This is a genomic window from Bacillus sp. FSL K6-0972, assembly GCF_037976035.1.
GTDB lineage: Bacteria > Bacillota > Bacilli > Bacillales > Bacillaceae > Bacillus > Bacillus haynesii.
Genome location: NZ_CP150260.1, coordinates 2,977,921 through 2,996,268, shown reverse-complemented (window position 1 = coordinate 2,996,268; position 18,348 = coordinate 2,977,921). Strand labels below are relative to the sequence as shown.

Genomic DNA, 18,348 nt, shown 5'->3' with positions numbered 1-18,348 from the left:
CAAATGGAAGCATCATTTCAAAGACACCGCCGCCTGCGGACGACAGCAGGTATGCGGAAATTGGTAAGGGAAACCGAGTTAAGAGCATCTGACTTTATTTATCCGATATTTGTTACCGAGGAAGAGAACGTCAAAAGCGAAGTTCCGTCCATGCCGGGCGTGTACCAGCTGTCTTTGGACCGGCTGAAAGAGGAGATGGAGGAAGTCACAAGCCTCGGCATTCAATCTGTGATCGTCTTCGGCGTGCCTGAGCACAAAGATGATGTGGGAAGCGGAGCCTATCACGACCACGGCATCGTTCAAAAAGCGATTGCACAAATTAAACAGGACTTTCCTGAGCTTGTCGTTATCGCAGATACATGTCTATGCGAGTACACGGACCACGGTCACTGCGGCCTGGTTGAAAACGGTGAAATTTTAAATGACGAATCGCTCGTTCTTTTGGCAAAAACCGCTGTCAGCCAAGCTCGTGCAGGCGCTGACATTATTGCGCCGTCAAACATGATGGACGGTTTCGTTGCCGCCATCAGGGAGGCGCTTGATCAGGAAGGATTTACACATGTGCCGATCATGTCGTACGCTGTAAAATATGCGAGCGCGTTTTACGGCCCGTTCCGCGATGCTGCGGGAAGCAGTCCGCAGTTCGGGGACCGCAAGACGTACCAAATGGATTATGCCAACCGCAGGGAGGCTCTCCGGGAAGCAAAATCCGATGTGGAAGAAGGCGCCGATTTCCTGATCGTCAAGCCGACGCTTTCATATCTTGATATCGTCAGAGAAGTGAAAAACGAATTTAACCTGCCTGTTGTCGGATACAATGTGAGCGGGGAGTATGCAATGGTCAAAGCCGCCGCCCAAAACGGCTGGATTGAAGAAAAAGCTCTTGTTCTCGAAATGCTGACAAGCATGAAGCGGGCGGGCGCCGATTTGATCATTACGTACTTTGCAAAAGACGCGGCAAAATGGATTTCGGAATAAGAATTTGAACTGGGGGGTTTTAGAGGATGCGGAGCTATGAGAAGTCTAAAGCGGCATTCGAAGAGGCGCAACGAGTCATGCCGGGCGGGGTGAACAGCCCGGTCAGAGCCTTTAAATCAGTGAACATGGACCCGATTTTTATGGAGCGGGGAAAAGGATCAAAGATCTATGATATTGACGGAAACGAGTACATCGATTATGTCTTGTCATGGGGACCGCTTATTTTAGGACACAGCAATGAAAAAGTGGTGAAAGAGATTCAAAAAACGGCAGAATACGGGACAAGCTTCGGTGCGCCGACAGAACTGGAAACCGAGCTTGCCGAGCTTGTCATCGACCGCGTTCCTTCCATGGAAATCGTCCGGATGGTGAGCTCCGGCACGGAGGCGACGATGAGTGCCCTGCGGCTGGCGCGCGGATACACAGGCCGAAACAAAATCGTGAAATTTGAAGGCTGCTACCATGGACACGGTGATTCCCTGCTGATTAAAGCGGGCTCGGGAGTAGCGACGCTCGGCCTCCCTGACAGCCCCGGAGTTCCGGAAAGCATTGCAAAAAACACGATTACCGTTCCTTACAATGATCTGGAAAGCATGAAGTTTGTCTTTCAAGAATTCGGAGACGACATTGCCGGCGTCATCGTTGAACCTGTCGCGGGCAATATGGGTGTCGTACCGCCGGTTAAAGGGTTCCTCGAAGGACTTCGTGAGCTGACTGAGACGCATGGCGCTCTGCTGATTTTTGATGAAGTAATGACAGGGTTCAGGGTGGATTACAACTGTGCGCAAGGCTATTTCGGAGTGACACCTGATTTGACGTGCCTCGGAAAAGTGATCGGCGGCGGTCTTCCTGTCGGCGCTTATGGAGGAAAGGCGGAAATCATGGAGAAAATCGCGCCGAGCGGTCCGATCTATCAGGCCGGCACGCTGTCCGGAAACCCGCTTGCCATGACAGCCGGACTCGAAACATTGAAACAGCTGACTCCTGAATCGTACCGGGAGTTCTCCCGCAAAGCAGACCGCTTGGAAAAAGGGATTTCTGAAGCTGCAGAGAAAAATGGCATTCCGTGTACATTTAACCGAGCGGGGTCTATGATCGGCTTTTTCTTCACAAATGAACCGGTCATTAATTATGATACAGCGAAACAGTCTGACCTCGGACTGTTTGCCGAATATTATAAAGGAATGGCCGATGAAGGCGTGTTCCTGCCGCCTTCACAGTTTGAAGGGCTGTTCTTGTCAACCGCTCATACGGATGACGACATTGAGCATACGATTAAAGCTGCTGAACGCGTATTCGAAAGAATCAGCCGCTCCAGATAAAGAAAAGGGCTGCCGGACATTGCCGGCGGCTCTTTTTTGCATGGTGCCGGAAATGGCTGCTGATTTTTCTGTTCATATTCTGCCTGCTTTTCTCATACATCTTTACTGACATCTAATTTTAAAAATTAGGTGAAGGGAGGATATCAGTTTGCCGCAAAACAATCGTTTGCAATTTTCTGTAGAAGAGTCAATCTGTTTTCAAAAAGGACAGGAAGTATCCGAATTATTATCGATTTCATTGGATCCTGACATTACCGTTCAGGAAGTAAATGATTATGTATCCATACGAGGGTCATTAGAGCTGACAGGCGAATACAACATAGATCAAACCCGGGAGTATGCAGAGCTGCCTGCGACAAGCCGATTTGTGGAAGATGTAAAGCTGAAAGGGGACGGCAGCGCAGAGCTGACGCATTGTTTCCCAGTGGATATTACCATCCCGAAAGACAAGGTCAATCATTTAAACGACGTATTTGTTTTTATTGATGCTTTCGATTATCAGCTGACAGATGCGAGGATGCTGACGATTCAAGCTGATTTGGCGATTGAAGGCCTCTTGAATGTGAGCGGTGAAGCGGGTAAAGAAGAACCGCGTACTATGCCTGCGGCCGTCCAGCCGGAAGAGGAGTTCGAGCCTGCCTTCAGATCAGAACAGGATGAAGAGAAGGAATTTTTAATCCAGCTTGACAGAGCTTATGAAGAGCAGGACGAAGAACAGCCGTATGAAGAGGCAGAAGAAAATGATACCGATGAGGAAACGGTACCGATTTACCAGTCGTTTCTCGGAGACGACACAGAGGAAGCGAAGCCGTTTTTTACAGCGTCTTTGTCGGCGGCAGAACGTACGAAACGCGAAACGGAAAGTCAAAAAGAAGCCGCTCTTGAACAGCCGAAAGAAGAAGAATATGAGCTGAAAAGAGAAGAAGCGAGAGAAGAAGAATATGAGCTGAAAAGGGAAGAAGCGAAAGAAGAAGAATATGAGCTGAAAAGGGAAGAAGCGAAAGAAGAAGAATATGAGCTGAAAAGAGAAAAAGCGAAAGAAGAAGAATATGAGCTGAAAAGAGAAGAAGCGAAAGAAGAAGAATATGAGCTGAAAAGAGAAGAAGCGAAAGAAGAGGAATATGAGCTGAAAAGAGAAGAAGCGAAAGAAGAAGAATATGAGCTGAAAAGGGAAGCGGAAGAAGAGCCGGAGCCGCTCCAAAGGACTTATCAACCTCATGAGAAACCGAAAGAAACCCCGTTCTACGGTGTTCCGCCTCTTCTGGAGGAAGATCAGAATGACAGGGAGCCTGAGGCGTTTGAGGTTGAAGTGACACAGGAAAAAGAAGCGATTGATGAAGAAGAGGAAGCCGGGCATACGATTGAAATCCCGGAATATTCGTTTCATGAGCAGACGGAGCCCGAAGAAGAAAGAGATGAAATGCCGGCAGCGGATGAACAGGAAGTGTCAGCGAAGGAGAACGACAATGCTCTCTATTTGACAAAGCTGTTTACAAAGCAGGGAGAGGAGGAGTTTACTCGAATGAGGATGTGCATCGTTCAGCAAAATGATACCATTGATCTTCTGTGCGAGCGCTATGATATTAACGTCCAGCAGCTCATCCGGATGAATTCCCTTTCCCTTGACGAGGAATTAAAAGAGGGACAGATCCTTTATATACCGGATTATCAAAACAGCCATGCCTAATGTATTGATAAAAATGTGGTGAAGCCGATGGAAGGCATCCAGTCTGTTTTAAATGAATACGGTCTTACGCCTGAATATATGGAATCGGTCAGTCCAAAGGTATGGAAAGTGTACACGGATCACGGTGTATTCGCCCTGAAAAAATTGGCGGCTTCAAGAAATGTCCGCTTCACGGAACAGATGATCATGCTGGAGGAAAAAGGCTACAGGCAGTTCGTTCCCGTCTATCGAAACCGCACGGGTGGATTTTTAACGCAAGCCGGAGAAGACGTCTGCTATCTCATGCCCTGGCTTACTCTTGAAAGAGAGGAGGAGCGGGATCAAAAACACGAATATATGTTTAAAGAAATCGCTCTTCTTCACCAGCGGACGGAAAAAGACCTCGGTGTGAAGCGGGAAGAGATACTCGGGCACTATGAACGGACAAAACGGAAATGGGAACAACAAAAACAGAAATATGAAGAATTCGTCAGCAGAGCGGAAAACGAATGGTATATGTCTCCGTTCCAGCTTCAGGCAGCCATGTATTTCAAAGAGACGATATCTGCTGCCGACTTTGCGCTCGCCCGTCTTGAAGATTGGCATGAAACCATGAAAGACAAAGAGTCTTCAAGAATGGTGTTAAACCACGGGCAGCTGTCCGTCCGGCATTTTCTCTATAACGATACCGGAACGGGTTACTTTACGAACTTTGAGAAAGCGGGACACGCGCCGCCTGCGAATGATCTCATCGTATTTTTTACAAGAATGTTTAAGACGAATCCCGTCATGTGCACGGAATGTGTAAACTGGTTTTATACGTATCACAATGTCTATCCTTTGCGGGAGGAAGAAATCAACTTATTCCTCAGCTATATGGCTTACCCCGGGCCTGTATTCGGCGTGCTGAACCGCTACGATCGGGAGAAGAGGCTCGGGGAAAAAGAAGCCTGTACAAGGCTTTTGAAAGCGTACTGGCAAATGAAAAACGCTGAACCGCTTGTGATGAGCATTCACGAGACGGAAGAAAACAGAAAACTTCAGGAAGAAACAGAGTCCCCATCATCATGATGCGGACTTTTTTCGTGCTTATATCCAGTCAAGGTGAAAGGCGCACGCAAGGAATATGAGAATGCCCAAAAGGAGGACATCAAATGTGGTAGGAAAGATGATCGTGCGGATACCCTGGAAGATCGTGATCGGGAGGACGACTTGAACAGCAACAAGTCTGACCTGCTTCAGCCACGGCTGGAATGAATGTGTGTTGAATTTTTTTCGCATCTTATGCCTCCTCTCCTTTTCGTTACAGCATCATATGAGGAAAAGGAGCTTGTGTGCATGGCCCAGTCTCGTATAAAACAAGAGAAAAACGGAAAAGATGATTGACGAAAATGAAAAAGATTTAGTAATATAAGAAAAAGAAAAAGTACGTGCTGAAAAGTCAATGATCACCCGCTTTGAATGGGAAGAGTACAAAAACAGACGCTTGCAGAGAGGGAAGCCGGTTCGCTGAAAGGCTCCCAGTCAGTCTTTTTTGGAAGGTCGCCCAGGAGCGTAATTTCTCGAAAGAAAAGTAGAGAAATTCGGGAAAGTCCCGTTATCCCATTTAAGTGCGTGAATGCGTTTTTCGCATTCATGAAAAAAGGTGGTACCGCGAGAGAGTTCTCTTCGTCCTTTTAACAGGATCAAGAGGGCTTTTTTTATTGTTCAGCCGTTTAATACTGTTGGAGGTTTGAAAATGGATAATCAAGAACTGACGATGCCGACAAAATACGATCCGTCTGCAGTTGAAAAAGACAGATACGACTATTGGGTGAACGGCAAATTTTTCGAAGCGAAAAACGATCCTGAAAAAGAACCGTATACCGTTGTCATTCCCCCGCCGAATGTGACGGGTAAGCTGCATTTGGGGCATGCTTGGGATTCCACCTTGCAGGATATCGTGACAAGAATGAAACGGATGCAGGGCTATGACGTGCTCTGGCTGCCGGGTATGGATCACGCCGGTATTGCAACTCAGGCAAAAGTAGAAGCGAAGCTTCGTGAAGAAGGAAAAACACGCTATGATCTCGGACGCGAAAAATTCCTCGAAGAAACATGGAAATGGAAAGAGGAATATGCCGATTTTATTCGAAGCCAATGGGCAAAACTCGGCCTCGGCCTCGACTATTCAAGGGAGCGGTTCACCCTTGATGAAGGGCTTTCTAAAGCGGTGCGCGAAGTATTTGTAAAGCTTTATGAAAAAGGGCTGATTTACCGCGGAGAATATATCATTAACTGGGATCCGGCCACTAAAACGGCTCTGTCTGACATCGAAGTCATCTATAAAGACGTACAAGGTGCGTTTTATCATATGCGCTATCCGCTGAAAGACGGTTCAGGCTCGATTGAAATTGCGACGACCCGTCCGGAAACGATGCTCGGCGATACAGCGGTTGCGGTACATCCGGAAGACGAGCGGTACAAACACCTAATCGGAAAAACGGTCATTCTGCCGATCACGGGAAGAGAAATTCCGATTGTCGGAGACGACTACGTCGATATGGAATTCGGTTCAGGCGCCGTTAAAATTACGCCTGCCCATGATCCGAACGACTTTGAAATCGGAAACCGCCACAACCTTGAACGCATTCTTGTCATGAATGAAGACGGCACGATGAATGACAATGCGCTTCAATATAAAGGCATGGACCGTTTTGAATGCCGCAAGCAGATCGTGAAAGATCTTCAGGAAGAGGGCGTGCTGTTCAAGATTGAAGAACATACGCATTCGGTCGGCCACAGCGAACGCAGCGGAGCAGTCGTTGAGCCGTACTTGTCAACGCAGTGGTTCGTGCAAATGCAGCCACTTGCCGATGCCGCCATCGAATTGCAAAAAAGCGAAGGAAAAGTCAACTTCGTCCCTGACCGTTTTGAAAAAACGTATCTGCACTGGATGGAAAATATCCGCGACTGGTGCATTTCCCGCCAGCTCTGGTGGGGCCACCGGATTCCGGCGTGGTACCATAAAGAAACGGGTGAAATCTATGTCGGCGTTGAAGCGCCGGAAGATGCTGAAAACTGGGAGCAGGACAAAGACGTTCTTGATACATGGTTCAGTTCCGCTCTTTGGCCGTTTTCAACGATGGGCTGGCCTGATATCGATGAGGAAGATTTCAAGCGCTACTATCCGACGAACGTCCTTGTCACAGGATACGATATTATTTTCTTCTGGGTATCCAGAATGATCTTCCAAGGTATTGAATTTACCGGAGAACGTCCGTTTAAAGATGTCTTGATTCACGGACTCATCCGCGACGATCAGGGCCGCAAAATGAGCAAATCGCTCGGAAACGGCGTCGATCCGATGGATGTGATCGACAAGTATGGAGCGGATTCACTGCGCTACTTCCTTGCGACAGGAAGCTCTCCGGGGCAGGATTTACGCTTCAGCTTTGAAAAAGTGGAGTCGACATGGAATTTTGCGAACAAGATTTGGAACGCATCAAGATTCGCCCTGATGAACATGGACGGCATGACATATGAAGAGCTTGATCTGTCAGGTGAAAAATCTGTTGCCGATAAGTGGATTTTAACAAGGTTGAATGAAACGATTGAAACCGTGACACAGCTGGCTGACAAGTACGAATTCGGCGAGGTTGGCCGCCATCTCTACAATTTTATCTGGGATGATTTCTGTGACTGGTACATCGAAATGGCGAAACTTCCGCTTTACGGTGAAGATGAAGCGGCGAAGAAGACAACCCGCTCCATTTTAGCGTATGTGCTGGATCAAACGATGCGCCTTCTGCATCCGTTTATGCCTTTCCTGACGGAGGAGATTTGGCAGCACCTTCCTCACGAAGGGGAATCCATTACAGTCGCCAAGTGGCCTGAAGCCGTCAAAGAATATACGGACACCGAGGCCGCGGCGGATATGAAGCTTCTCGTTGAAGTCATCCGCGCCGTGCGGAACATCCGCAGCGAAGTCAACACGCCGCTCAGCAAGCAGATTGAGCTTTATATTAAAACAAGCACGCCGGAAATCGCCGAACGGCTTGAAGAAAACCGTTCATACGTGGAACGCTTTACGAATCCGAGCCTTCTTCAAATCGGAACGGATATCCAAGCGGTCGATAAAGCGATGACCGCTGTTGTATCCGGCGCCGAGCTGATCTTGCCGCTCGAAGGTCTGATTAACATTGAGGAAGAAATCAGCCGCCTTCAAAAAGAACTCGATAAGCTGACGAAGGAAGTAGAACGGGTTCAGAAGAAATTAAGCAATGAAGGATTTATGAAAAAAGCACCTGCACATGTCATTGAAGAAGAGCGGGCGAAAGAAGCCGATTATACGGCAAAACGTGAAGCTGTAGAAAAAAGAATTGCCGAATTGAAAAACTAATAACACGAAAAAAGGAGGTGTTTTCCAGGTCGTTCACAGTCGCTGGAAAACACCTTCATCAATTGAAGGGAAGGAATGCGCTTGTTCAAAACGTTTGATGAAGCACTCAGCTGGATTAACGGAAGGCTTAAATTCGGCGTGAAGCCGGGTTTGGAACGAATGGAATGGCTGCTGAGAAAGCTCGGGCACCCCGAGAAAAAGCTCAATGCGGTTCATGTCGCCGGTACAAACGGAAAAGGTTCAACGATCGCTTTTCTCCGTTCGGTATTAAATGAAGCCGGTTATACAGCAGGCACCTTCACATCACCGTATATCATCACCTTTAACGAACGAATCAGCGTTGACGGCGTACCGATCTCAGACGAAGAATGGACGGCGCTCTTTAATGAGGTCGGGCCTCTCGTCCTCGAGCTTGAAAAAACCGAATTCGGAGCCGCCACCGAATTTGAAATTATTACGGCATGCGCATTTTTATATTTTGCTAAATACCGGAGCACCGATTTTGTTATTTTTGAAACGGGATTAGGTGGCCGTTTGGATTCGACAAACGTCGTGAAGCCGATGTTAACGGTCATTACTTCGATCGGCCATGACCATACGGCGATATTAGGCAGTACATTGAAAGAGATTGCCGCAGAAAAGGCGGGGATCATCAAACGCGGCGTACCTGTTATCACAGCCGTTCATCAGCATGAAGCAGCTGAGGTGATAAAGCAAAAGGCGATGGAGACAGAATCTGCTTTTATATCCCTTCACGAGGATTGCGAGCTGTACGGAGAGCGTTCACTGCCTGATGGTGAGCAGTTTTCGCTGAAAACACCGTTACATCATTATGAAAGAATTGAAACAAGCCTGATCGGCACCCATCAGCGGCAAAACGCGTCTTTAGCAATACTTGCGGCCGAATGGCTGACGGCCGAAAAACATGCGGGCATCGGCGAAGAAGAGCTGAAACGCGGCATTCGTAACGCGGGATGGCCAGGCCGGTTTGAGAAGGTATTGAACAGGCCTCTCGTTTATATTGACGGCGCTCATAACAAAGAAGGGGTGGAACGGCTGGCCGAGACGATCACGTCCCACTTCGACGGGCGGAATATTCACGTATGCTTCAGCGCTCTCAAAGATAAGCCGTACAGAGACATGATCCGCAAAATCGAGTCGTTCGCGTCATCGATTCACTTCACATCCTTTGATTTCCCGAGGGCGGAATCCGCTCAAAAGCTATTTGAGCAAAGTACCGCTGATCATAAAACATTTGATGAAGACATCGGCTCTGTTTTCCGTTATATCGAAGAACAAGCTGAAGATGAAAAAGCGGTGGTCGTTATTACCGGGTCGCTTTACTTTATTTCCGCCGTCAGGGCAGCTTTAACTGAATAAAACATAAAAATGCGCTTTTGGCCATCGGCTGACGGCGCATTTTTATGTTTTATGAAAAGCGGAGGCACTTCATATTTGCTAAAATAACAGCCTCAGGAAGCCGCTCTTTCCCATGAAGCGGTTAAATTTGATTCTGCGAGGCTGATAGTGATGTTCATCTTTTACCTTTTTACGGCAGGCTTAGTGCTCGGTTCCTTTTTTAATTCGGCCGGGCGCCGCATTCCTGAAAAGATATCATTGATTGCTCCGCGTTCTCTCTGCCGGGTCTGCAACAGGCAGCTGGGTTTCCCGGAACTGATACCGGTTTTGTCCTATTTGATGCAGCTGGGGAGATGCAAAGGGTGTCAAACCCCGGTATCGATCGTGTATCCGGCAGTTGAGCTTTCCGCCGCCATCCTGTTTGCGTTTGCCGGCATGCACATTGGGCATCAAGGGGAACTGGTGATTGTGCTTGCTCTTATTTCCCTGCTTTTGATCGTCTTTGTATCTGATGTGACACATATGGTCATTCCGGATGCTGTTCTTTGTTTTTTCCTGCTTGTCTTTGCCGTCGGACGGTTCCTTGTTCCCCTCGAACAGTGGCATTCCGGTTTGAGCGGTGCGTTTGCCGGCGGTATGCTGCCTCTCTTGACGCTGCTTTTGACGAAAGGGGGAATCGGCTGGGGAGACGTAAAGCTGTTTGCGGTGATCGGCATGGCGCTCGGCAGTCACCTCCTCATTCTTGCTTTTTTCCTCTCGGCAGCCGCAGGAACGGTGCTAGGGCTTATTGCACTGCTGGCAGGCAAGCTGAAGAAAAATGAACCCATGCCGTTTGCTCCCGCAATTCTGATCGGGACGCTGACGAGCTGTTTCTATGGTGATCCAATGATCGAGTGGTACCTTCAAACGGCATGGTGGTGAAAAATTTGACGAAACCTTTTTGGGCAAGACGACAAAAGTCTTGTTCTTTTTTTTTGAGGCTGTGATAAAGTGTGGACAATAAGAGGGACAGCCTTTTGGAGAACTCCTCCTTCCTTCTGGCTTCCCTCTGCCGATCGTATAGAGAGCGGCCAACCTGCCGCCTAAACTCAATATAAAACAATAAACGGAAAGCGAGGGAAGCACATGAAAAAACGGAAAAGCAAGAAAAACTCAGCTAAAAAAGCGCCCCAGGAAGACCCGCTTAAAGTGATGATCAACGGCAGAGAAGAGACCATCTACGGAAATGAAAAAGAGTTTTCCAACAGAAATGAAGAAAAGAAGTTCACCTTTTCGAACTGGGAAGAAAAAAGAAAGGCAGAACGGGAAGTATCGGCTTCAAAAGAGGACGGCACACCAGAAACAAGTGAATTTACATGGACGCCTCCAGATGAAGAAGAAACCGTGTATAAAGACGATCCTAAAGTGGTGGCGCCTTATCAAAAGAAAAACGAAGCCAAAAACAACCGAAAAACGAAAACGTCCCTTACGTATCCTGTGAAACGCTTTGCTGCGACCATTATCTTTGCTGTTTTGCTCGGTACGGGACTCGGGCTGTTTGCGCTGAATCTCGCAACCCATAAAGAAGGGGTGCCGGCTTCCGGCAGCCTGGGTGCGGATGCGGAAAACGGGCAGACGGTTAAAGCCGGTGACTCCGATGCTGATGAGAAAAAGAGCGGAGAAAAAAATAGCGGACAAGCGGGAGAATCTTTTAACAGCTTTGCCGTTCAGGCCGGCAAGTTTTCATCTAAAGAAGGAGCAGAGACGCTGGCCTCTCAAATCGCAGACAAGGGGTATGCCGCCGTTTCGATTGCCAAGGACGACGGATTTTATGTGATCGCCGGAATAACGGGGGAAAAGCAGATGACATCTGAGCTTGGCAAAATATTAATCGAAAACGATCTTGAGGCGTGGGGCGGAAAAGAGCTTCCGGTTGCACTCGATCCCGGTTTGCTTGAGCCTTTTAAAGAAGCGGCTGAGCTGTCGGCCAAAGCGATTCTCGGCGCGGAGGTTACATCTCAAAACATAGCCGGTGTCAAAGCTGAACTTGACGGCGCCCAATCAAAAGGTGAGTCTGAAGAGGTAAAGAAGAGCATACTGGAAGCCGTCAACCTGCTGGAGAAACCGACCGCAGCCAACGGCTGGAAGAGCCAGCAGCTATTGCTGAGCCAAATTGAATAAATAAAAAACCAGCAGACGTGCTGGTTTTTTATTTTCGCGATTTTTGTCATTAAAAAGTTATTTTTCTGAAATTGTGGCGGCGGCGTTCTTTTGGTAGGATAAAACAGGTATCTTTTTTTCCTATGCAAAAACCTTTGAAAGGATGGCTTCTTATGACTCGACAGCTCATATTGGCTTCACAATCACCCCGCAGAAAGGAACTCCTCGATCTCCTGCAGATTCCGTATAGCATCATTACGAGCAACGCGGAAGAAAAATTAATTCGAAACTTTTCACCAGCAGAAAACGTCAAATGGTTGGCGGAACAAAAAGTGCGTGCAGTAGCCGAACAATATCCTGATGCCGTCGTGCTTGGCGCCGACACCATTGTTTTTTATGAAGGGGCTTATTTGGGCAAGCCCAAAGATGCCGAGGATGCAGAAAGGATGCTGAGCATGCTTTCGGGACAGACCCATTCAGTGCTCACCGGCGTCTGCATTAAGGACGGCGAGAGATGCGAAACATTTTTTGAAGAAACCGAAGTTTCTTTTTGGCCTCTTGAAGAAAAGGAAATCAGCGCTTACATCGCTACGGGAGAACCGTTTGATAAAGCCGGTTCATACGGAATACAAGGAAAAGGCGCGCTTTTTGTCAAACAGATAAAAGGAGACTATTATACAGTTGTGGGCCTTCCGATTTCCAAAACGATGAGAATGCTGAAAACGTTTGATCTCCACTCCTTTTGATGAACCCAAACGAGAAGGGAATCAAAAGGGAGGGTTTATCATAAGCAATCTGCCATTGAAATTAAGGGATTTTCCTGATGAAGAAAGGCCGCGGGAGCGCCTTCTCAACATAGGCGCCGAAAGTTTGTCAAACCATGAACTGCTTGCGATACTGCTCAGGACCGGGACGAAAAAAGAATCGGTTCTTCAGCTTTCAAGCCGGCTGCTTCAAACGTTTGACGGCCTCCGTTTGTTAAAAGAAGCATCAGCAGAGGAGCTTTCCAGCATTTCCGGGATCGGCCGCGCAAAAGCCGTGCAGATTTTGGCGGCGCTTGAACTGGGCCGGCGCATTCACAGCCTGGCTTGCAAAGACCGTTATGTGATCCGTTTTCCCGAAGATGCGGCCAATTTTTTAATGGGGGATATGCGTTTTTTGTCTCAGGAGCACTTCGTATGCCTGTATCTCAACACAAAAAACCAGGTGATTCACAAGCGCACGGTTTTTATAGGAAGCTTGAACTCTTCAATCGTCCATCCGAGAGAAGTGTTTAAAGAAGCTTTAAAGCGCTCCGCAGCTTCATTCATCTGCGTTCACAATCACCCGTCCGGAGATCCGGCTCCGAGCCGCGAAGATATAGAAGTTACACAGCGCCTTCACGAGTCCGGACAGCTGCTTGGAATCGAATTGCTCGATCATATCATCATCGGTGATCAAAAATTTGTGAGCTTAAAAGAAAAAGGATATTTGTAACACTTTTTTTTTCATTAAATTAAGCTATAATAGAATTTATGGGTTTTTGCTTAGGAATATTGTTTTAAGAAAGGAAGATACATACAAATGTTTGGAATTGGTGCGAGAGACCTTGGAATAGATTTAGGAACGGCGAATACGCTTGTTTTTGTGAAAGGTAAAGGAATTGTCGTCAGGGAGCCTTCTGTCGTTGCACTGCAAACAGATACAAAACAGATCGTTGCAGTCGGAAATGATGCGAAAAACATGATCGGACGTACGCCCGGCAATGTCGTTGCCCTCCGCCCGATGAAGGATGGCGTAATCGCTGATTATGAAACAACAGCGACAATGATGAAACATTATATTAGCAAAGCTGTTAAAAACAAAGGCTTATTTGCGAGAAAGCCGTATGTCATGGTCTGTGTCCCGTCGGGAATTACGGCGGTTGAGCAGCGTGCGGTTATCGACGCCACGCGCCAGGCCGGAGCGAGAGATGCATATCCGATTGAAGAACCGTTTGCAGCCGCGATCGGTGCCAACCTTCCTGTTTGGGAGCCGACTGGAAGCATGGTGGTCGACATCGGCGGCGGAACGACCGAAGTCGCAATTATTTCCCTCGGTGGCATCGTCACATCCCAGTCTATCCGCGTTGCCGGAGATGAAATGGATGAAGCAATCATTACTTATATTAGAAAAACATATAACTTGATGATCGGTGACCGTACTGCGGAAGCGATCAAACTTGAAATCGGTTCTGCCGAAGCTTCTGAAAACGGAGAAAGCATGGAAATCCGCGGCCGCGACCTTTTAACAGGTCTGCCGAAAACGATTGAAATCACTGAAAAAGAAATTACAGCGGCGCTTCGCGACACTGTGACTGCAATTGTCGATGCCGTAAAAAATACGCTTGAAAAAACTCCGCCTGAACTCGCGGCTGATATTATGGACCGCGGAATCGTCCTGACGGGAGGCGGTGCACTGCTTCGCCACCTGGACAAAGTCATCAGCGAAGAAACGAAAATGCCGGTTTTAATTGCGGAAGACCCTCTTGACTGTGTAGCGATCGGAACAGGTAAAGCTCTTGAGCAAATTCATCTATTTAAAGGCAAAAATTAAGGACACAGGGAATAGAAGAGGTGTATAATCATGCCGCAGTTTTTTACGAATAAACGGTTGATGCTTTTACTCCTTTGTATCATCATTTTAGTGGCAATGATTGGATTTTCGTTAAAGAATGACCGGAATGCAACTTGGCCCGAAAAATTTATTGGCGATACAACTGGTGTATTCCAGACGATTTTTCATACGCCCGCTCAATTTTTTGCGGGCTTCTTTGAAAATATCGAAGACTTAAAAAATACGTACAGCGAAAATGAGCGCCTGCGGAAAAAGCTCGACGGCCAGACGCAATACGAGGCAAAGCTGCAAGAGCTTGAAAATGAAAATAAGTCTTTAAGAAAAGAGCTCGGCCATTTGAAATCAATTAAAGACTACACGCCGATTCTGGCGACCGTTATCGCCAGAAATCCCGATAAATATGAGTGGTGGAACCTGATCACGATTAACAAAGGTTCTAAGCACGGCGTTGAAAAGGATATGGCAGTCACAGATGAAAACGGCAACTTGATCGGAAAAATCAAAAGCACAAAAGTGAACAATTTCACTTCCACCGTCCAGCTTTTAAGCGCAACAGACAGAAACAACAGAATTTCTACGGTTATCGCTGCAGATAAAGGCAAGAAAACGGTGAACGGAATCATCAACGGCTACGACTCCGATAAAAAGGCGCTTTCCATGGAAATCATTGAGCCTGATGAAGACAGGGAAGTGAAAAAAGGAGACCTCGTCGAAACTTCCGGTGCGGGCGGCGTTTTTCCGAAAGGCCTGACGATCGGAAAAGTGACAGAGGTTGAACCCGATTCCTACGGCTTGACGAAAATCGCTTATGTAGAACCGGCAGCCGATATGTATAACCTTGATAACGTCATCGTCGTCGACAGAACGCTTGATACGGTGGATGTCGACAAGATGGACGATGAGGAGGAAGGTTCGTGAAACGCTTCCTTCTTCCCGTCGTCATGATGTTTGTTTTAGTATCTGACAGCGTCTATGCGGATTTTGTCAACTTGCCTTTTGTGACGGAAGAACAGCAGCTCATTCCGCGTTTTCTGCTGCTTGTCTTAGTTTTTATGACGGCTTATGTCAATCAGCCTTTTGCCATTACATATGGATTTATTTTCGGACTGTTATATGATATTAATTACACCGACCTTTTAGGTGTATATATGTTCGGTTTTGCCGGTATTTGCTATTTATCGTCAAAAGCGTTCAAAGTATTGCAGACAAACGCGCTGGTCGTCATTTTTATTTCGCTGCTCGCCGTCTGTGTTCTTGAATTCTACCAATATGGCGTGCAGATGCTGATACGTCCGGAAATCATGCCGTTCCATCAATTTGTGCTCGGCAGGCTCCTGCCCACGCTTGCGCTGAACGCGGTTGGCGGCCTTTTACTCATTTACCCGTTCAAATGGTTTTTTACCAGTCTTAAGAAAGAGCTGAGGAATGAGTAAAAAGAGGATTTTATGAGCCGATGTCGAAAAGAGTATGATGTTGAGGTGAACACCGTGAAGACCCAAAAGCAGCAATACGTAACAATTAAAGGAACGAAAAATGGATTGACGCTTCATCTTGATGACACATGCTCTTTTGAAGAATTATTGTACGGTCTTCAGGATATGCTGTCACTCGAACATTATATGGATGGAAAAGGCCAGAAAATCAGTGTTCTCGTTAAGCTCGGCCACCGCTATGTGACCGAGGAGCAAGAACAGATCCTGACCGATGTGATCACTGAGAAACAAAATCTGTTCATCCACTCCATTGAAAGTGAAGTCATGACCAAAGATGAAGCAAACCGCTTAAAAACGGAAAGCGAAATCATTTCTGTCGCTAAAATTGTCCGTTCAGGGCAAGTCCTCGAAACGGAGGGTGATTTGCTTCTCATTGGGGATGTGAATCCGGGAGGAATGGTGAAAGCCGGAGGGAATATTTTCATCCTCGGCTCATTAAGAGGGATTGCCCACGCCGGTTTTAATGGAAATAAACGAGCTGTTATTGCGGCTTCGGATATGAGACCGACTCAATTGCGTATCAATCATGTGCTCAATCGCTCCCCAGACCACATCCAAGAAGGGAACGACATGGAATGTGCTTATTTAGATGAAAATGAGAATATGGTCATTGACCGCCTTCAGCAATTAGCTCATTTAAGACCTAGTTTAACAAGGCTTGAGGGAGGAATGTAAAATTGGGTGAAGCTATCGTAATAACCTCGGGGAAAGGCGGAGTAGGCAAAACGACGACATCCGCAAATCTTGGCACCGCCTTGGCCATTTTGGGGAAACGGGTATGTCTCGTTGACACGGATATCGGCCTGCGCAATCTAGATGTCGTCATGGGCCTTGAAAATAGAATCATATATGATTTGGTGGATGTCGTTGAGGAACGATGCAAAATCCATCAGGCGCTTGTAAAAGATAAGCGCTTCGATGATTTGCTTTATTTGCTGCCGGCCGCCCAGACAAGCGATAAGTCGGCTGTTTTGCCCGAACAGATGGTCAAGCTGATTCAGCAGCTCAAACAAGACTTCGACTACATTGTCATTGACTGCCCTGCAGGGATTGAGCAAGGTTATAAAAATGCGGTCTCGGGCGCAGACAAAGCGATTGTCGTGACAACACCGGAAATCTCCGCTGTTCGTGACGCTGACCGGATCATCGGCCTGCTTGAAAAAGAAGAAAATATTGAGCCGCCGAGACTTGTCGTCAACCGGATCCGCAACCACTTAATGAAAAACGGCGATACGCTGGATGTTGATGAAGTCATTCAGCATTTGTCGATCGAACTGATCGGTATTGTTGCGGATGATGACGAAGTGATTAAAGCTTCCAATAACGGAGAGCCTGTCGTCATGGATCCGAACAATAAAGCTTCAATCGCATACCGGAACATCGCCCGCCGCGTGCTGGGCGAATCTGTGCCTTTACAGTCGTTTGAAGAAGAAAATAAAGGCGTTTTCGCAAAGATTAAATCATTTTTCGGCGTACGCGCTTAACTGCAAAAAAGCAATCTCCAAAGTGAGATTGCTTTTTTTGCAGTTTCATTGATCGTTTTCGACTTTGTGCTTTAACAAGGAAAGCTTATTGTCCCAATACATGTCGAAATAGGCGAGCCACTGCTGCAGCTCGGCGAGAGGTTCGGGATGAAGCCTGTACAGTTTTTCTCTGCCCGCTTTTCTCCCGCTGACAAGACCGGCTTCGGACAAAATTCTTAGATGCTTTGAAACAGCCGTCCGGCTCATCGGGAAATGGCTGCTGATATCTGTTACAGGCAGTTCCCTGCCGGCAAGGAGCTTCAGCATCTTTCGCCGAGAGGGATCGGAAACAGCTTGGAACACATCGTGTTTTACAGCGGATGATGTCACTAGCCTTCAACTGCCTGACGCAGCTTTTGATTGACGATCGTTTCCCAGCCGCCATTCATCCGATTGCGGACATCCGCTTGCTTTTCTCCCGCTTTTGAAACCGTTTCTTCCGGCGCGCCCCATCCTGAATGAATCAGGGTAAATTCGGTTTTTTCTGCAGATAGCTCTTTCAATTCAAATGTGACGATCCATCCCGACGTATCCCAGCTGAAAGCGAGCCGGTGCGGCTCTTCAAGCTCGATCACTTTGCACGGGGAGGGACCGAACGGAGACTGCAGAGTGAATTCACAGCCGATCTCCGGGCGGAAATCATTTGGCATAAACCAGGCGGCGATGCCTTCACTGGTGGCGACGGCCTCCCACACTTTTTCTATCGATGCGTGAAAAACAGCCTGTTTATGTATATCAGGCACTTGGTGATTGCTCATAATAGACCTCCTGAAAAAAGTAAAACCAAATGGTTTCCTATCTATTATATGAAACCATTTGGTTTTATGTCAATGTTCCGTCATAATCCCTTGGGACAAGGCATATCATTGAACAAACGAACCTGAATGTAAAG

Annotated in this window: 18 protein-coding genes and 1 other annotated feature; of the genes, 15 read left to right on the top strand and 3 right to left on the bottom strand. The window is 47.3% G+C overall.

The window, feature by feature from the left end; translation table 11 throughout:
• The first annotated feature begins 3 nt into the window (after window positions 1-3).
• The 4 genes from hemB to ysxE all read left to right on the top strand — a co-directional run bounded on the left by hemB (window position 4) and on the right by ysxE (window position 5,037).
• Window positions 4-978: a porphobilinogen synthase gene (gene hemB, locus MKX80_RS15190; RefSeq protein WP_043925386.1), complete on the top strand. Its 975-nt coding sequence runs from the start codon at window positions 4-6 to the stop codon at window positions 976-978.
• A 26-nt stretch (window positions 979-1,004) separates the two neighbouring features.
• Window positions 1,005-2,300 (top strand): glutamate-1-semialdehyde 2,1-aminomutase, encoded by a 1,296-nt coding sequence (gene hemL, locus MKX80_RS15185; protein WP_154995861.1) that lies wholly within the window; start codon window positions 1,005-1,007, stop codon window positions 2,298-2,300.
• Between the two features lie 148 nt (window positions 2,301-2,448).
• A complete protein-coding gene (locus MKX80_RS15180; protein WP_182070278.1) occupies window positions 2,449-3,987 on the top strand; it encodes a LysM peptidoglycan-binding domain-containing protein in 1,539 nt (512 codons plus the stop codon).
• A gap of 27 nt (window positions 3,988-4,014) precedes the next feature.
• The gene (gene ysxE, locus MKX80_RS15175; RefSeq protein WP_154995859.1) at window positions 4,015-5,037 is read left to right on the top strand and encodes a spore coat protein YsxE; all 1,023 of its coding nucleotides are present in this window, start codon (window positions 4,015-4,017) and stop codon (window positions 5,035-5,037) included.
• An 18-nt stretch (window positions 5,038-5,055) separates the two neighbouring features.
• Here ysxE and MKX80_RS15170 read toward each other — a convergent pair whose 3' ends face one another.
• On the bottom strand, window positions 5,056-5,247 hold the full coding sequence (locus MKX80_RS15170) for a hypothetical protein (protein ID WP_020452457.1): 192 nt from the start codon (window positions 5,245-5,247) through the stop codon (window positions 5,056-5,058).
• Between the two features lie 167 nt (window positions 5,248-5,414).
• Window positions 5,415-5,645 (top strand) — a binding site (T-box leader).
• A 59-nt stretch (window positions 5,646-5,704) separates the two neighbouring features.
• Here MKX80_RS15170 and MKX80_RS15165 point away from each other — a divergent pair.
• From MKX80_RS15165 to minD, 11 genes are all read left to right on the top strand, one after another.
• Entirely contained in the window at window positions 5,705-8,347 is a 2,643-nt protein-coding gene (locus MKX80_RS15165) for a valine--tRNA ligase (RefSeq protein WP_154995858.1), read from the top strand.
• 81 nt (window positions 8,348-8,428) lie between these two features.
• Window positions 8,429-9,727, top strand: a complete 1,299-nt coding sequence (locus MKX80_RS15160; protein ID WP_326099180.1) for a folylpolyglutamate synthase/dihydrofolate synthase family protein — start codon at window positions 8,429-8,431, stop codon at window positions 9,725-9,727.
• A 150-nt stretch (window positions 9,728-9,877) separates the two neighbouring features.
• The gene (locus tag MKX80_RS15155; RefSeq protein WP_268294090.1) at window positions 9,878-10,627 is read left to right on the top strand and encodes an A24 family peptidase; all 750 of its coding nucleotides are present in this window, start codon (window positions 9,878-9,880) and stop codon (window positions 10,625-10,627) included.
• A 204-nt stretch (window positions 10,628-10,831) separates the two neighbouring features.
• Window positions 10,832-11,866: an SPOR domain-containing protein gene (locus MKX80_RS15150; RefSeq protein ID WP_268342949.1), complete on the top strand. Its 1,035-nt coding sequence runs from the start codon at window positions 10,832-10,834 to the stop codon at window positions 11,864-11,866.
• A gap of 152 nt (window positions 11,867-12,018) precedes the next feature.
• Window positions 12,019-12,591, top strand: a complete 573-nt coding sequence (locus MKX80_RS15145) for a Maf family protein (protein ID WP_154995854.1) — start codon at window positions 12,019-12,021, stop codon at window positions 12,589-12,591.
• Window positions 12,592-12,646: 55 nt separating this feature from the next.
• Complete coding sequence (gene radC / locus MKX80_RS15140) at window positions 12,647-13,321, top strand: DNA repair protein RadC (protein WP_154995853.1); 675 nt, start codon at window positions 12,647-12,649, stop codon at window positions 13,319-13,321.
• Between the two features lie 87 nt (window positions 13,322-13,408).
• Entirely contained in the window at window positions 13,409-14,419 is a 1,011-nt protein-coding gene (locus MKX80_RS15135; protein ID WP_003184042.1) for a rod shape-determining protein, read from the top strand.
• Window positions 14,420-14,449: 30 nt separating this feature from the next.
• Entirely contained in the window at window positions 14,450-15,358 is a 909-nt protein-coding gene (gene mreC, locus MKX80_RS15130; RefSeq protein ID WP_003184040.1) for a rod shape-determining protein MreC, read from the top strand.
• A complete protein-coding gene (mreD, locus tag MKX80_RS15125; protein WP_003184039.1) occupies window positions 15,355-15,873 on the top strand; it encodes a rod shape-determining protein MreD in 519 nt (172 codons plus the stop codon). The genes mreC and mreD overlap by 4 nt, the downstream gene beginning before the upstream one ends.
• Before the next feature lie 54 nt (window positions 15,874-15,927).
• Entirely contained in the window at window positions 15,928-16,608 is a 681-nt protein-coding gene (minC, locus tag MKX80_RS15120; protein ID WP_182070996.1) for a septum site-determining protein MinC, read from the top strand.
• A 2-nt stretch (window positions 16,609-16,610) separates the two neighbouring features.
• A complete protein-coding gene (minD, locus tag MKX80_RS15115) occupies window positions 16,611-17,417 on the top strand; it encodes a septum site-determining protein MinD (protein ID WP_003184035.1) in 807 nt (268 codons plus the stop codon).
• Window positions 17,418-17,462: 45 nt separating this feature from the next.
• Here minD and MKX80_RS15110 read toward each other — a convergent pair whose 3' ends face one another.
• Window positions 17,463-17,786: a metalloregulator ArsR/SmtB family transcription factor gene (locus MKX80_RS15110; protein WP_043925396.1), complete on the bottom strand. Its 324-nt coding sequence runs from the start codon at window positions 17,784-17,786 to the stop codon at window positions 17,463-17,465.
• Complete coding sequence (locus MKX80_RS15105) at window positions 17,786-18,214, bottom strand: SRPBCC domain-containing protein (protein ID WP_268342948.1); 429 nt, start codon at window positions 18,212-18,214, stop codon at window positions 17,786-17,788. The genes MKX80_RS15110 and MKX80_RS15105 overlap by 1 nt, the downstream gene beginning before the upstream one ends.
• Between the last annotated feature and the right edge of the window lie 134 nt (window positions 18,215-18,348).

Coding starts and splice junctions, on each gene's coding strand:
- hemB (WP_043925386.1), top strand. CDS start 4: ATGGAAGCATCATTTCAAAGACACCGCCGCCTGCGGACGACAGCAGGT.
- hemL (WP_154995861.1), top strand. CDS start 1,005: ATGCGGAGCTATGAGAAGTCTAAAGCGGCATTCGAAGAGGCGCAACGA.
- ysxE (WP_154995859.1), top strand. CDS start 4,015: ATGGAAGGCATCCAGTCTGTTTTAAATGAATACGGTCTTACGCCTGAA.
- MKX80_RS15170 (WP_020452457.1), bottom strand. CDS start 5,247: ATGCGAAAAAAATTCAACACACATTCATTCCAGCCGTGGCTGAAGCAG.
- MKX80_RS15165 (WP_154995858.1), top strand. CDS start 5,705: ATGGATAATCAAGAACTGACGATGCCGACAAAATACGATCCGTCTGCA.
- MKX80_RS15155 (WP_268294090.1), top strand. CDS start 9,878: ATGTTCATCTTTTACCTTTTTACGGCAGGCTTAGTGCTCGGTTCCTTT.
- MKX80_RS15150 (WP_268342949.1), top strand. CDS start 10,832: ATGAAAAAACGGAAAAGCAAGAAAAACTCAGCTAAAAAAGCGCCCCAG.
- MKX80_RS15145 (WP_154995854.1), top strand. CDS start 12,019: ATGACTCGACAGCTCATATTGGCTTCACAATCACCCCGCAGAAAGGAA.
- MKX80_RS15135 (WP_003184042.1), top strand. CDS start 13,409: ATGTTTGGAATTGGTGCGAGAGACCTTGGAATAGATTTAGGAACGGCG.
- mreC (WP_003184040.1), top strand. CDS start 14,450: ATGCCGCAGTTTTTTACGAATAAACGGTTGATGCTTTTACTCCTTTGT.
- MKX80_RS15105 (WP_268342948.1), bottom strand. CDS start 18,214: ATGAGCAATCACCAAGTGCCTGATATACATAAACAGGCTGTTTTTCAC.